The organism is Sporosarcina sp. 179-K 3D1 HS (assembly GCF_047228905.1).
Classification (GTDB): Bacteria; Bacillota; Bacilli; order Bacillales_A; family Planococcaceae; genus Sporosarcina.
Genome location: NZ_JBFEGI010000011.1, coordinates 35,994 through 50,068, shown reverse-complemented (window position 1 = coordinate 50,068; position 14,075 = coordinate 35,994). Strand labels below are relative to the sequence as shown.

At 47.0% G+C, this 14,075-nt stretch carries 15 protein-coding genes; all 15 read right to left on the bottom strand.

Annotated features, from left to right (window positions below; genetic code table 11):
* Positions 1-37: 37 nt before the first annotated feature.
* Complete coding sequence (gene spoIVA, locus AB1K83_RS13920; RefSeq protein ID WP_413058809.1) at positions 38-1,516, bottom strand: stage IV sporulation protein A; 1,479 nt, start codon at positions 1,514-1,516, stop codon at positions 38-40.
* An 87-nt stretch (positions 1,517-1,603) separates the two neighbouring features.
* Positions 1,604-2,317 carry a hypothetical protein gene (locus tag AB1K83_RS13915; RefSeq protein ID WP_413058808.1) on the bottom strand — a complete coding sequence of 238 codons (714 nt, stop codon included), beginning with the start codon at positions 2,315-2,317 and terminating at the stop codon, positions 1,604-1,606.
* Positions 2,317-2,511: a DUF2768 domain-containing protein gene (locus tag AB1K83_RS13910; protein ID WP_413058884.1), complete on the bottom strand. Its 195-nt coding sequence runs from the start codon at positions 2,509-2,511 to the stop codon at positions 2,317-2,319. Before AB1K83_RS13910 ends, AB1K83_RS13915 begins: the two co-directional genes overlap by 1 nt.
* 36 nt (positions 2,512-2,547) lie before the next feature.
* The gene (locus tag AB1K83_RS13905) at positions 2,548-3,570 is read right to left on the bottom strand and encodes an NAD(P)H-dependent glycerol-3-phosphate dehydrogenase (protein WP_413058807.1); all 1,023 of its coding nucleotides are present in this window, start codon (positions 3,568-3,570) and stop codon (positions 2,548-2,550) included.
* A 30-nt stretch (positions 3,571-3,600) separates the two neighbouring features.
* A complete protein-coding gene (der, locus tag AB1K83_RS13900; protein ID WP_413058806.1) occupies positions 3,601-4,911 on the bottom strand; it encodes a ribosome biogenesis GTPase Der in 1,311 nt (436 codons plus the stop codon).
* Positions 4,912-5,018: 107 nt separating this feature from the next.
* Positions 5,019-6,161, bottom strand: a complete 1,143-nt coding sequence (gene rpsA, locus AB1K83_RS13895) for a 30S ribosomal protein S1 (protein ID WP_413058805.1) — start codon at positions 6,159-6,161, stop codon at positions 5,019-5,021.
* 79 nt (positions 6,162-6,240) lie between these two features.
* Complete coding sequence (locus AB1K83_RS13890; protein WP_413058804.1) at positions 6,241-6,822, bottom strand: lysophospholipid acyltransferase family protein; 582 nt, start codon at positions 6,820-6,822, stop codon at positions 6,241-6,243.
* Positions 6,819-7,496, bottom strand: coding sequence for a (d)CMP kinase (gene cmk, locus AB1K83_RS13885; protein ID WP_413058803.1), 678 nt, complete (start codon positions 7,494-7,496; stop codon positions 6,819-6,821). The genes AB1K83_RS13890 and cmk overlap by 4 nt, the downstream gene beginning before the upstream one ends.
* 135 nt (positions 7,497-7,631) lie before the next feature.
* The gene (locus tag AB1K83_RS13880; protein WP_413058802.1) at positions 7,632-8,390 is read right to left on the bottom strand and encodes a flagellar brake protein; all 759 of its coding nucleotides are present in this window, start codon (positions 8,388-8,390) and stop codon (positions 7,632-7,634) included.
* A gap of 91 nt (positions 8,391-8,481) precedes the next feature.
* Positions 8,482-9,768 (bottom strand): PepSY1/2 domain-containing protein, encoded by a 1,287-nt coding sequence (locus AB1K83_RS13875; protein WP_413058801.1) that lies wholly within the window; start codon positions 9,766-9,768, stop codon positions 8,482-8,484.
* Between the two features lie 92 nt (positions 9,769-9,860).
* Positions 9,861-10,637: a spore cortex-lytic enzyme gene (gene sleB / locus AB1K83_RS13870; RefSeq protein WP_413058883.1), complete on the bottom strand. Its 777-nt coding sequence runs from the start codon at positions 10,635-10,637 to the stop codon at positions 9,861-9,863.
* A 129-nt stretch (positions 10,638-10,766) separates the two neighbouring features.
* Positions 10,767-11,450, bottom strand: coding sequence for a glutamic-type intramembrane protease PrsW (prsW, locus tag AB1K83_RS13865; protein WP_413058800.1), 684 nt, complete (start codon positions 11,448-11,450; stop codon positions 10,767-10,769).
* A gap of 42 nt (positions 11,451-11,492) precedes the next feature.
* Positions 11,493-12,470 carry a YpdA family putative bacillithiol disulfide reductase gene (locus AB1K83_RS13860; RefSeq protein ID WP_413058799.1) on the bottom strand — a complete coding sequence of 326 codons (978 nt, stop codon included), beginning with the start codon at positions 12,468-12,470 and terminating at the stop codon, positions 11,493-11,495.
* Positions 12,471-12,489: 19 nt separating this feature from the next.
* Positions 12,490-13,182 (bottom strand): metallophosphoesterase, encoded by a 693-nt coding sequence (locus tag AB1K83_RS13855; RefSeq protein ID WP_413058798.1) that lies wholly within the window; start codon positions 13,180-13,182, stop codon positions 12,490-12,492.
* Positions 13,183-13,355: 173 nt separating this feature from the next.
* Positions 13,356-14,045, bottom strand: a complete 690-nt coding sequence (locus AB1K83_RS13850) for a LysM peptidoglycan-binding domain-containing protein (RefSeq protein WP_413058797.1) — start codon at positions 14,043-14,045, stop codon at positions 13,356-13,358.
* Between the last annotated feature and the right edge of the window lie 30 nt (positions 14,046-14,075).

Genomic DNA, 14,075 nt, shown 5'->3' with positions numbered 1-14,075 from the left:
AACGAAAAAAGATCCGCTTTTCACGGATCTTTTTGGTTCAAACGATGAAAGTGACCATGCCCTTATTCCCATCATTGACCATTTGCTCAATCGTTTCGCGCAACCGATTCCGGGCATTGCCGGGGACGGAGTTCGTTTTAAAGCGGATACTTTCCTTCATCACTTCGTGCAGCGGTGTGCCAAATAGAGAAGTTTGCCATAAAGCATCCCGATCATGCAGATACGCATGCTTTAATTCTTTCAGCAAATGGTGGCTATGGAATTCAGAGCCGATGAGCGGTGAAAATTCGGCTTCCATATCTACCCGGATGACGTGTAACGATGGAGCTGTCGCTTTCATCCGGACGCCGAAGAAGTCGTTTTGCTTAATAAGCTCCGGCGGGGATGGATTAAAATCATGCAGCGATGGTAAAGCGATGCCGTACCCATCCTTCTTCGCCGTTTCAATTGCTTCTGCATATAAATTGTACGACTTTTTCGCTTTGGCCGCTTCTTTTACAAAAAGGAGCCAATCTTTCTTCGTGCCGATCTCTTGCTCCATAATTTCTTCGCACACTTCCCGGAAAGCGCCTTCCTCGACTTCAATACGGATGATGGCTTTCCCTTTCCCCGCATCAACCTCGACGACTTCGGAAGATTTTACATGGTCTACATCCCGTAACAGTTCCGCAATCTCCTGTACTTTCCGGATTTTCGATATGCCGAGAAATCCTTCATTTATCACATTATCGATAGAGGCATTTAACATATGCTCACTTCCGAGCACGTCCATCCAGTCGGGCTTTTGCAATTCGATGTCTGAAATCGGGAACTCATAGAGCGCTTCTTTTAGTATGAGTTGGATTTCCTGCGCGTTCAATTGATCGGCACTAATGGCAATGACTGGCACGCCATGCGTTTCATGCAGCTGCTGCTTCAATTGGACCGTCCGCTCGTTCGCCGGCATTTTGGAATTCAGCACGATGACAAACGGTTTGCCGATCTCCTTTAATTTGCCGACGATTTCCGTCTCCGCCACTTCCGCCGCTTCACGCGGAATATTATTCACCGTCCCGTCCGTCGTCACGAGGATGCCAATCGTGGAATGGTCACGGATCACTTTATCCGTCCCGATGCGTGCGGCTTCTTCAAACGGGACCGGTTCGTTATGCCAAGGTGTATGGACATATTTCGGTCCATCTTCGTCTTCATAGCCCTTCACGCCATCGATCACATAGCCGACGCAATCTGCCAGCCGGATCTGGAACTTCAAATCTCCCTCCCCAACCGAAACCGATGTCCCCTGTGCCGGAACGAATTTCGGTTCCGATGTCATAATGACAGGGCCCGGTGAACTTTGGGGAAGTTCGTCTTGCGCCCGGATTCGGTCGGACGGCTCTGTCATATTCGGTATGACCACTTCTTCCATAACCCGTTTCACGAATGTCGACTTGCCTACCCGGACCGGGCCGACAACACCGATATAAATATCACCGTCTGTGCGTCTAGCCAAACTTTCATACAATTCTTCTTTCATTCCATCGTCCTCCTTTTCTGCGCATAGTAGTTTATGAGAGTAAAAAACGTTTCATGCCTAAGACATGAAACGTTTTTCAAAATCCGCCTATTTCAGGAAGACGGGCTCATTTTCACTATTCACCGTATAAGGAAGGGAATACGCCGGTAATACCGGGTAGTCATCAGACAATAAATGACGGATATCTTCTCCTGCTTGGACATTCGGCTTTTCATTTTGCAAAATTCGATGCAAATCGATGGAGTAGTCCACATAAAATTCCCCATTGCCCCCGATAACGATCGGCAATTGTGCATCAGAATATGGGCTTGGGACCGTCACCGGCTCTTTAAAACCCATTTTTTTATAATCAATCGCATAGACGTGCTCCCCAACCGATTCTTTGAATGGGACGGAGCTATTGATATTCTGCCGCAGCTTCAGTTCCCGGATCCGTTCGGCGGCGCGCAAATCCACCAATTTCACTACCGGTTTGGTTTCTACGTCCATTAATACGTATTGATAGATGCCGCCAGTCTCGTAGGCATTGGATGGAATTTTTTCCATATAGGCTGGAACGATTTTTGAGAACTCTACCGGATACTTGATATAAAGATCGGTTTCTTGGTCTCGGGTTTTAATCGGCAAAAGGCCACCTGAGTTTTTTTGATATGTATCCACTGCCAGCTGCACACTGTTCAGCTGGTCCTCATAAGGAATTTCCCGGGTTGCCTTCTCGTCTCCGGGATACATGCAGCCCGTCAGCATCATCAAAGACCCGACAAGCAAGATGATTCCGATCCATTTTACATTATATTTCATTACGCCCCTCCTGTAGGACCATTAAATACGAGATAGACCATGGCAAAAAACGAAATGATCAGAAGGGAATAGGCCACGAGGGCAAAGATCACTTTTAGAAATCGATTTTTCAGTTTATGGCGGCTCGCATAAATGAGACCCATGGAAATCGCCATGAATCCCATTGCATAAAACGACAGCCACATCTTATCCATTGCTGACAAGATTCGTCATCCTTTCATCATCGTACATCAACGGTTGCCGAAGAGATCTTCGACTTCCTGCTTTTTCATCCGTTTCATCAATTGATCGACCGCTTCTTTTGGCGGCACGTCTTCGAACAGGACGGTATAAAGAGCCTCAGAGAGAGGCATTGGAACGTCATAACGGATCGCCAGCTGATGGACCGCTTTGGCCGTGCGTACCCCTTCGATGATCATTCCCATACCCGCAATGACCTCTTCCAAGCTTTTCCCTTGCCCGAGCATATTCCCCGCCTTCCAGTTTCGCGAATGGACACTCGTACAAGTGACGATCAAATCGCCCAGCCCCGTCAATCCGGAAAAAGTGAGCGGACTAGCCCCCATTTTCACACCGAGACGCGTAATTTCAGCCAACCCCCTCGTAATAAGCGCAGCCTTTGCATTATCGCCATAGCCGAGCCCGTCCGAGACGCCGGCAGCGAGGGCGATGACGTTTTTCAGCGCCGCTCCGATTTCCACACCGACGAGATCATTATTTGTATAGACCCGGAAATACGGATTCATGAATAAATCCTGCACCTGTTCCGCCGCCTCCATATTAGATGAGGCGGCCGTAACCGTCGTCGGATGTCGCAACACAACTTCTTCCGCATGGCTCGGACCGGAAAGTACTACGACCGAATCCCGTTTCGAAGCATGGATTTCTTCTTCAATGATCTCGGAAATCCGCTTTAACGAATCCGGTTCGATCCCTTTCGATACATGAACAACCAGTTTAGAACTATCCAAAATGCTGTTCAATTCGGCACACACTTCGCGCATCGATTTGGTCGGCACTGCAAGAATCACCACATCTCCGTGATTCGCCGCCTCTGCCAGATCGGCTGTCGCTTTCAAAGAGTGCGGCAATTGCATGCCCGGCAAATAAGATTCATTCGAATGCCGCTGATTGATTTCTTCGGCTTGTTCAGAACGCCGCGCCCAAATGAGACAGTCATGCCCGTTTTCGGCCAAGACGAAGGCAATGGCAGTGCCCCAGCTTCCCGCCCCGAGTACAGCAACTTTTTTCAATGTCAATCCATCCTTTCCATGGGAAAAAGATCAGCTTCTCGCCCGTGTAATGAGCCGGATCGGTGTTCCTTCGAATCCAAACGATTCACGTAGACGATTTTGCAAAAACCGTTCATATGAGAAGTGCATGAGCTCCGGTTCATTGACAAATACGACAAAAGTCGGCGGCTTGATAGCCACTTGGGTGACATAATAAATACGCAAACGACGTCCTTTGTCAGTCGGTGCCGGATTCCGTGCGACCGCATCCTCTATTACCTCGTTCAAGACGCTAGACTGGATGCGAAGTGCATGGTTTTCGCTGATCATGATAATTTTATCAAATAAGCTATGGACCCGTTGCTTCGTTTTCGCGGAAACAAAAGCGATCGGCGCATAATCAAGGAATTGGAAGTTTTCCCGGATGTCTTTCGTGAAAAGATCCATCGTCTTATCGTCTTTTTCGACGGCGTCCCATTTATTGACGACGATCATGACGCCTTTCCCAGCCTCTTCCGCATAGCCGGCGATGCGCTTGTCCTGCTCGCGTATCCCTTCCTCTCCGTTCAACACGATGAGGACGACATCGGAGCGTTCAATCGCTTTTAAGGCCCGCAGCACGCTATATTTCTCGGTGTTTTCATACACTTTTCCTTTTTTACGCATGCCTGCCGTGTCAATAATTTTAAATTTTTGCCCCTCATACTCATAAGTCGTATCGATAGCGTCTGTCGTCGTGCCAGCCACATCACTGACAATGACACGATCCTCACCAATGAACGCATTGACGAGAGAAGATTTCCCGACATTCGGTCGGCCGATGAGACTAAAGCGGATCGTATCTTCTTCGATTTCCTCGTCCCCCGGTTCCGGGAAACTAGCTGCGACTTGGTCGAGCAAGTCGCCCAGTCCGAGACCATGGGATCCCGAAATAGGGTACGGATCGCCGAATCCTAGGGAATAAAAGTCATAAATCATGTCCCGCATATCGGGATTATCGATTTTATTCACCGCTAACACGACCGGCTTCTTCGTTTTATATAAAATTTTGGCCACTTGCTCGTCCGCGTCTGTCACGCCTTCCCGTCCATTTGTCAGGAATATGATGACATCGGCTTCATCAATAGCTATTTCTGCCTGCGCTCGGATTTTCTCGAGAAACGGTTCGTCTCCGATATCAATCCCACCCGTATCAATAATATTAAAGTCATGGGTCAGCCAATCTGCAGAACTGTAAATGCGATCGCGTGTCACCCCCGGAACATCTTCCACGATGGAGATCCGTTCCCCGACGATTCTGTTGAATATTGTGGATTTCCCGACGTTAGGTCTTCCGACAATCGCCACTGTTGGTTTCGTCATTCGTTACCATCCTTCCAGCTTATCTTCTGATAGTATACACAAAAAAAGATGATGATGCCCGTACAAGCACCATCACCTCAAAGAATTTGATTGTCACATGAACGGGGTTATTCCGAGAATTTCTTCAACTGGTCCCCGATGACGTCGCTAATGGAAAAGCCCGATGCTTCTTCTGGCATTTCATAGTCGCCGTAGTTGTTATCCTCTTCTTTTTCAATTAAGTCCTTAATGCTAAGCGACAGTCTTTTTTCGTCCGCATTGACATCCAGCACCTTAACTTGGACTGTTTGACCCTCTTGCAACACATCATGCGGCGTGCCGATATGTTTGTGGGAGATGCGGGAAATATGGACGAGCCCCTCAACACCAGGAAGAACTTCGACGAATGCTCCGTAAGAAACGAGGCGTTTGACAACCCCTTCAAAAATTGAACCTTTCGGCGCTTTTTCTTCAATCCCTTCCCAAGGTCCAGGCAGAGTGTCTTTAATGGACAGCGAAATGCGCTCCGAATCGCGATCGACCGAAAGGACTTTCACGTTCACTTTGTCGCCCTCTTTCAACACATCGGATACTTTGTCGATGTGTTCATGGGACAGTTGGGAAATGTGGACAAGTCCATCGACGCCGCCGATGTCAACGAATGCACCGAAGGAAGCCAAACGTTGTACCGTTCCTTCCAGCACTTGGCCGGCTTTCAGGTCCTCGAGCACCTCTTCTTTTTGTGCAGCTTTCTCTTCCTGGATAACGGCACGGTGGGAAAGGATCAGGCGATTTTTCTCTTGATCCATTTCGACAATCTTGAACGTCATTGTACGGCCTTTGTACTCATCGAATGATTCCACGAAATAGTCTTCGACAAGCGAAGCCGGGATGAATCCGCGGACGCCAAGATCCACGACGAGTCCGCCTTTGACGACGTCTTTCACTTCTGTCTCAATGATTTCCCCATTATTGAATTTTTCAACTAACGAGCCCCAAGCATCTTCCGCATCGACTTTCCGCTTGGACAAAACGTAATTTTCCTCTTCCACTTTAATAACGCTCAACTCGAGCTCCTGGCCGACCTCTACGGCGTCGGATGCCTTTTCAATATGAAGGCTGGATAGTTCGCTGATTGGAATGACACCATCAAAAGGTGCTCCTGGAATTTCAACCGTTACCGATTTATCATCGATTTTTGTTACCTTTCCAGTAACACGGTCTCCTTCGTTATAACCTGTTTCAGTTTCAAAGTTCATTTCTTCAGTCATTATGTAGTCCTCCTCCATAAAGATCCTAACTCTATAGTATGCGAATCTATCCATAAAAACAAAAATTTACTCTTATTTTTCATTTATTTTGTAGTTGGAGCTTGCGGATTTCATCCATGATGACTTCTGTCACCTCTTCCGCAGATGCCTTCCGCTCACGATACGGGGTCATATCCAACGGTTTACCATAGACGACTTTCAATTTTCGTAGCGGTGCATAGGGACCAATGATCGCGCATGGAACGACTACCGCATCACCCTTTAATGCGAAAAACCCGGCACCCGCCAAACCTTTGCCCAATTCGCCGGTTTTGCTTCTTGTCCCTTCCGGAAACAGGCCGACCACTTTTCCAGAGCGAAGATGCTTCAACGTGTTCCGAAAAGCCTCCCGATCACTTATCCCCCTCTTTACAGGGTATGCTTGAAGGCTTGGAAGGAGGTTTTTCAGCACAGGTGTATGAAACAGTTCCTCTTTCGCCATGAAATGCACCGTTCTTGGACAGGTGATGCCGACAACAGGCGGATCGAAGTTATGTATATGATTGGTACATAACAGAACGCCGCCTTCTTTTGGAAAATGTTCTGTGCCGATCACTTGAATGCGGAATAATGGATAAAAAAGCGTGCTGACGACCGCCTTTCCCAATGGATACAGATTCATCGGACCATCCTCTCTTCCGCCAACTCACTAATCTTATCTACGACTTCTTCGATAGTCATCGCGGTGGAGTCGATCAGAACAGCATCATCCGCTTGCCGGAGGGGCGACGCTTTCCGTTCGCTATCCGCACGATCACGCTCACTTATATCGGCTTGCAGTTGTTCCAAAGAAGTAGCGTTTCCGCGAACACTATTTTCCTTGAATCGACGCAACGCCCGCTCTTCAACAGAAGCGGTCAGGAAAATTTTCAATTGTGCATCAGGTAATACGTCCGTTCCGATATCCCGACCATCCATGACCACACCTTTATCATTCGCCAACTGGCGTTGTTTATCCACCATCAATAAACGGACGGATGGATGTGCGGCAACAGCCGATACCCTTTTCGTCACTTCCTGTGAACGGATCGCTTCCGATACATCCACCCCATCGACCAGGACAGCTTGCCCTTTCGTGGAAGGCAACAAGCGGATCTCTGTATCCTCCAGCAAATGCTTCATCGCATCCTCGTAATTTATATCTATGTCCTCGCTTAGCGCCTTATGCGTAAGGGCGCGATACATCGCACCTGTGTCAATATAGGTGAAACCTAATTTTTCGGCTGTCATTTTAGCAACAGTGCTTTTCCCTGCGCCCGCCGGACCATCAATCGCAATTTGAATGCCATATACCATTTCATCTACCCCCGTAGTCAATTCGAAAACATTGTATCATATTGAAAAGGGAAAAGTCCCGCGTACGAAGACTTTCCCCTTTTCAATATATAGGCCTTGATTGGAACAAAACGCATTTTAAGAAAATGAGAATGCTTACGACTCTCGATTTCTCGTTTGCAATTGCCGTTCAAAGCAAAAGCGGATGATATATTGCCTGTCAACATCTTCAATGTCCTCGAATTGGAGAGAAGCGATGGTCCGGCCTTTTTTGTCCCATACTCGAACTAATTTAGCATTGGAATGGACGTATTTGATTTCCTTATTAATGAATGGGAGAACAATTGTCAGTTTGACCGTATCCCCCTCACTGAAAGGAACGTCACGCGGAATATTAAGGGCAATGCCGCCCGCACTCAGGTCTTCCGCGACAAATTGATGGAAGCCGTCCTCGGTAAGGACCGCCACATCGATCGGGGTTTCCACCCTGACAAATTCCCTGCGCTGGATTTTGTAAAGTTGGTCATCGCCCGGGTATGACAATTTCAACATAGGAATCCCTTTGTTTAACCTGCCACAAACTTCCGTCTTGAACGCATATGAAATCTTATTTTGATCGATGAACGTTACAAGCAACGTCGTTCCATCAATGATGAAGGTGGTCCGTCCCGATTCAATATGCGTCGGATAATCGATTAAGACAAAATCTTCCCCAATATCAACCACCTTGCTTTTATACTGTTCACTATCCTTCGTATGCTCTTTATCAATCACAACGATAGTACCGATAGTTAATAGCAATGAAAACACCTGCCATCCTGAAGTCATCCGATTCCGTTTCTTGGCAGCGGGATGCCGCATCGCATGACTTTCAATGTGATGACCACAGAACCCTTTTCCTCGGGCTAAAGTCATGCAACATCCCCTGATGCCATTCCACTATTCCTATTTTCATTATCGCATGTCAGGATGTAAATTCCAATATGGAATTTGGACGACATATGTTCTATTGCAATTTTTCCGTCTTGATAACTTCTGCCGTTTCCGTGTCAACTAAGACAGCATATGTGCCAGGTATGCCATGTTCATCGGACATAACCGTCAAATAGTGCGCCAGTCGCTGTTCCATCTGATCGTTTTCCACATAAGCCAATTCATTTTTGATAATTTCAACATTAGAATGGAAAAAAGCATTCCAGTCAATACCAGGCATAGACTGACTTGCCGTTTTTTCTTTTCGGATGTATTCGGAAGCATCCAAACCGACTACACTGGCGTTGTCTTTGGCCATTTTAAGATGGATAACATCCGAAAAGACTTTAGCGCCATATTCCGGTTCGACCCGGACATAGACGAGATGCCACACATTATTGTTTTCCCGGGCTTCTTCCTGAACCACGTCATCATATCCTGCCGCTTTTAGAAAGCGTTCCGCATTCCGCTGGATATCCTCGAAAGGCAATTGTTCCCTTCCGAAAGGCCTTTCGGACAAGTAGGATAGGACGTGGCCTCCTTTTTTCGTAATGTCTATATAGCCGATCGACTGGTCTTCCGCAAAGCGGATGTGATAGAAGGGATAAGGCGATCCAGCTTGGCTTGACCCCACTTCTACGATTTCATTGGATACGGACGGAAACAATTTTTTAAAACGGTCCATCGCTTGCTCACGGGTCACTTCCGCATCATTCAAATCCCGGAGTTCCTTTTTCTTCATTGAATCCGACTCACTGGCCGTCAACGGAAAGTCTGCTTCCGTATACTGTTTGACCGTATTCCCCATTTTAGACCAATCGTAGCCTGATTTCTCATTACTCAATCGATCCGTCCATCCATCCATTGACAATCTTCCATCTACCATGCCAGCTGTCGCCACTTCCCACTCATCTGACAGCTCGCCCAAGTTTTTTGAAGCTTGTCTCATCACTTGATGGAACTTATTGGGATCGTGGTGCTGGTCGCCGACTTTTGCGTAATTCCCCAAACGGCCCAAATAATTCATCCATGACGTGGAAAAACTGGGGTCGAGCGGCAAAGCGGATATGGATTTTTTAATATCAGAGGATAGCCGCCAAATATCTTCCTTCGCTTTTGCCGAGCCGTCAGATTCATTGAACAATAATGTTTTCTTGACCGCCGTATCCAGCTCTCCCAACTTTTCCGAGGCATCGGCCATTTCTTTCGCGTATTGCCCACTTAGCGCGAGAGCAAGTCGGTCATTCTCCGTTGCTTTCCCATAGGCATAAATCGAAATGGCTGCGATGGCATATACTAAAACAAATATTATTTTTTTCATAAATCGGCAAATTGCTTCGTAGGGAATAACAGATTCCCGTTCACAATCGCCTGCCTCCTCTCATGCCGTTTTCACTTTTTTGCCTTCCAAATTCACATGCAGAAAATATGCAGCCCAATTTTCTTGATTTGCGGGCGCGACCAGATCCATTTGCTTGTCGCTGTGATCGGATTGAAATAATAAATGGCATTTTCCGATGGATCCCACCCATTGATGGCATCCAACACTGCCTCTTTGGCCCGTTCATTCGGCTCCAGCCAGATTTGACCATCCGCTACTGCGGTGAAGGCGAGCGGCTGAAAGATGACACCGCCGACAGTATCGGGGAAATCAGGGTGTTCGAGGCGATTCAATATGACGGCCGCAACGGCGACTTGCCCTTCATACGGCTCGCCCCGCGCTTCTCCATAAACCGCATTGGCCATGAGTTTCAAATCTTGATCGGAGAACTTGGCGGGCATTTGGATATTCTCTTTTTTGGCACCACCCTGTGATACTTGCGCTGACAATGGTTGATTACCGTAGTGAGTGAATTTATTGCCCTTCCGCAAATTGCTTTGCACAAAACTTTCATCGTACTTGGACGACGCCACCAGCTTTTTCTTCGTTTTAGCTCCCGCGATTCCATCGACTGGAAGGCCGAACTTCTCTTGGAAATTGCGCAATGCCCAGTAGGTCGAATAACCGAATTTCCCGTCAATGGCTCCGTGATAGTATCCGATATATTGGAGTCTCGCCTGGAGTTCAATGACATCATCCCCGTTTGCGCCCCGTGCTAAATCGCGTGCGCTAAATGCCTCGATTTGAATTGGAGAAGTGGCATACGCTGATCCTAATAATAGGACGATAGCCACCATCCGGATCACCATTCGTTTCACTTGCATTCCTCCTTTCTATCAGCTTGCCCAAAGAACGGAATTTTATTAAGCAAAAACTGAACGATTCCCTCGCACTCGACTGTTATTTTCCCCATAAAAAAAATCCTGCGGTGGGCAGGATCACTTTTGGTCAATTTGAGCTTTTCTTCTGAATTGTCGCATTGCATACATATGGGCATATTTCACCCGGGTCAAGCCGAACCACCAAAGGAACAACATGAAAGGTATGATTAAATATAACCAAAGATCGTGGATGAGAAGGATTGTGTTATATACACAATGAAGAAAATACGGTGCAAGGAACGCAATGAAGAGAACCCAGCGCTTATTTGACTCGACAGTGAATTTAGCCTTTCCGATATAATAGCCCATCACGACTCCGAACAGCGCGTGGCTGGAGACCGGCAACAGCGCTCGAATGAAGGCGGTATCCGTCCCGAACGTCAGCAAATAGATGATGTTTTCCACCGTCGCAAACCCTAGAGACACACTCGCTCCATATAAAATTCCGTCGTACGCGTCTTCAAATTCCATATGACGATAGATGGCGATCAGTAAAATCAACCATTTAAAATATTCTTCTAATCCGCTTGTAAAGATGACACTTCGAAGGAATTCACTAGAAAAGACATCCTCTTCTTCGAAGACATGTTGGATGAACAGAATCGGAAACGTCATGATGGCCCCATAGATGAATGTATGGAACAATGTGCGGGACGGTTCTTTCGCAATCTGTTTCCGTAAATAAAAATAGCTGAAGAGCGCCAATCCAGGCGCAATCGCTACAGTGAGCAATATGAACATGGATGGCGCCCCCCTATCCCAGCCGGCAATCGAACCGCAACCTTATTCGCTTACCGTAATTCGTTTTTTCGCAATGGCCTCTGCGATCAATCCTCCATGGAATCTCCCATTCTCGATGAAAATCCGGTTGGCATCGTTCCCAGCGGCGATGACGCCGGCAATGTAAAGCCCTTCCACGTTCGTTTCCATCGTCTCGTCATTAAATACTGGACTGCCATTACTTTCATCAATTTGAATGCCGATCTTCCTGAAAAAGTCTTGATCCGGATGGTAGCCGATCATGGCAAACACATAGTCATTGTCGATCGTAAAGACTTCATCGCCTTTCCTGATCGTCACTGCCTCTTCGGTGATGTTCACAACAGACGAATCGAAATGCATCGCAATCGCTCCATTGCGGACAAGGCTTTCAAATCCTGGCAAGATCCACGGCTTCACGCTTGGGGAATAGTCGGATCCATGATAGACGACCGTCACATAAGCGCCCGCACGTTCTAACTCAATCGCTGCGTCAACCGCGGAATTTTTGCCGCCAATGACCACGACATGTTTCCGGAAATACGGATGTGCTTCCTTGAAATAATGGAACACTTTCGGAAGATCTTCTCCTTCAGCGCCCAGACGATTGGGATTATCATAATATCCAGTTGCGATGACGACATGCTGCGCTCGATATTCGGCCTTATCCGAAACCACTCGGAATCCGTCCTGTTCTTTTACAACATCCAGCACTTTTTCATAACTATTGATGTCCAATTCCTTCAACATCGCTACATATCGATAATACACGAGTGCATCATTGCGTTTCGGCTTTTCCGTAGCTGTAATAAAGGGAATATCGCCAATCGATAACTTGATGCTCGAGCTAAAAAAGGTTTGATGGGTCGGATAATGGTAGATGGCATTCACAATCGTACCCTTTTCAATAATTAAGACATCCAACCCTTTATTCTTCAACTCGATGGCTGCCGACAATCCACATGGGCCGCCACCGACCACAATTGCATCTTTTACTATCATTTCTTTACATTGCACTCCTTCACTGCAAATCCCCATACATGATCTTGATAATATGACATTCCGGATCCGCTCCCAAGCGAAATGGGAGAGTGGATGTTCCATAGCCATTGCTGATCAATTTCGCTCGCTCGCCTTCCAGCCAGAACTTCCCTTTTTCTTGCAGGGCCAGCCTGCCAAGTCGAATTTGCCCCCCATGCGTGTGGCCAGCCAACATTAAACAAGGCTTATATTGTTGCTCCACCTTCCGGAACACGGACGGTGTATGAGTGACTAAAATACTATACTTATCTCTATCAATATACCGTAGAGTAGAATCGATATCGACTTTTCGGCTTGATGGGTCATCCGTTCCGCAAATCATCCAGTCAGAATGCCCAGGAACCGGAACAGCGCAGTTTTCTAAAATAGTGCAGCCATGCCGGCCGAGAATATCGCGGAGGAGCGGCTCTCCCACTTCCCTGTCATTATTTCCCCACACAAAAAAAAGCGGGCCTAACTGGGACAACAGCTTTACATTCTGTTCAACCCGGGAAAGCGGCACTCCTCGTTCCACCAGATCTCCCCCGATAATGACGAGATCAAATTGACCCGTCTTTCGTAATTTCCGAAGTAGTTTCTCATCAATTTTTCTGCGGTGAATGTCTGAAATAAAAAAGACCGACAACTCGTTACTCTTGCCATCCTTGGCATTGACGGTCATCGAATGAAACACAACGTTTCTCCGCTTGGCATTTAAGTTCATATAAGAGAAGAAACCGGCCAGTATGGAAAAGGAGGCCCAAACTATCTTTTTTTCCGTAATGATGCACCACCTTTACAAGCGTATAAAAAGGCAAAGTACGCACTTTGCCTTTTTAATCTCCAATGAGGAACCATATATTTCTATCAAGGGATAATCAGTTTTTGTCCCGCCCTAATATTATTGGATGAAAGTCCGTTGGCGCGACGAATCTTCTCTAGAGAAGATTCAGAACCTGAGCCATAATAGTTTACGGAGATGCGGTATAAGGTCTCGCCTTGGGCTACAGTATGCGTTTTACCGGAGGGTTGTGTTGGCACCGGGTCCGCTTTCGGCTTTTCAACAGGTGGAGCGGCTGGTTTCTTTTCAGGCTGTTCCGTTTTCGGCGGAGCTGGTTTGTTTTCCGGCTTCGATACCGGTTTCGGATCAGGCTTCGATTCAGTAGTTGGCACTTTTGGCGTAGCCGTTTCTTTTTCAGGATCACCCGTTGTTTCTGCTAATGTCTTTTCATCAGGATCCTTCTCGGTTCCTGCAGCTTCTTCTTCCGGAGCGGTATTGCCGATTTCAAAACGTATGCCAGAATCCTCGACTTGAGCTGATGTTTTATCGTCCGGTGAATAAAAATCGGAGATGACATACACTAATATCCCGACAGGAATGAGAGTAAAAAGGCCAAGAATAATATTGAGCATGAGATGATTGGATTTCCTATTCGGATTCCGTTTTTTTCGATGCAATTCAACACGGGACGGCAAACTTTCCGATTCAACCTCTTCTTCTAGGTTAATCTCCTTCCGGTGTTCTTCGAATTCAGCTTTGAAATCATCTTTATTCATGTAGCATTCTCCTATCCCGACGTGCTGTTC

What these genes read in the sequence shown, in the direction of transcription:
- spoIVA (WP_413058809.1), bottom strand. Translation starts at nt 1,516, where the DNA reads ATGAAAGAAGAATTGTATGAAAGTTTGGCTAGACGCACAGACGGTGAT.
- AB1K83_RS13915 (WP_413058808.1), bottom strand. Translation starts at nt 2,317, where the DNA reads ATGAAATATAATGTAAAATGGATCGGAATCATCTTGCTTGTCGGGTCT.
- AB1K83_RS13910 (WP_413058884.1), bottom strand. Translation starts at nt 2,511, where the DNA reads ATGGATAAGATGTGGCTGTCGTTTTATGCAATGGGATTCATGGCGATT.
- der (WP_413058806.1), bottom strand. Translation starts at nt 4,911, where the DNA reads ATGACGAAACCAACAGTGGCGATTGTCGGAAGACCTAACGTCGGGAAA.
- rpsA (WP_413058805.1), bottom strand. Translation starts at nt 6,161, where the DNA reads ATGACTGAAGAAATGAACTTTGAAACTGAAACAGGTTATAACGAAGGA.
- AB1K83_RS13890 (WP_413058804.1), bottom strand. Translation starts at nt 6,822, where the DNA reads ATGAATCTGTATCCATTGGGAAAGGCGGTCGTCAGCACGCTTTTTTAT.
- cmk (WP_413058803.1), bottom strand. Translation starts at nt 7,496, where the DNA reads ATGGTATATGGCATTCAAATTGCGATTGATGGTCCGGCGGGCGCAGGG.
- AB1K83_RS13880 (WP_413058802.1), bottom strand. Translation starts at nt 8,390, where the DNA reads ATGACTTTAGCCCGAGGAAAAGGGTTCTGTGGTCATCACATTGAAAGT.
- AB1K83_RS13875 (WP_413058801.1), bottom strand. Translation starts at nt 9,768, where the DNA reads ATGAAAAAAATAATATTTGTTTTAGTATATGCCATCGCAGCCATTTCG.
- sleB (WP_413058883.1), bottom strand. Translation starts at nt 10,637, where the DNA reads ATGGTGATCCGGATGGTGGCTATCGTCCTATTATTAGGATCAGCGTAT.
- prsW (WP_413058800.1), bottom strand. Translation starts at nt 11,450, where the DNA reads ATGTTCATATTGCTCACTGTAGCGATTGCGCCTGGATTGGCGCTCTTC.
- AB1K83_RS13860 (WP_413058799.1), bottom strand. Translation starts at nt 12,470, where the DNA reads ATGATAGTAAAAGATGCAATTGTGGTCGGTGGCGGCCCATGTGGATTG.
- AB1K83_RS13850 (WP_413058797.1), bottom strand. Translation starts at nt 14,045, where the DNA reads ATGAATAAAGATGATTTCAAAGCTGAATTCGAAGAACACCGGAAGGAG.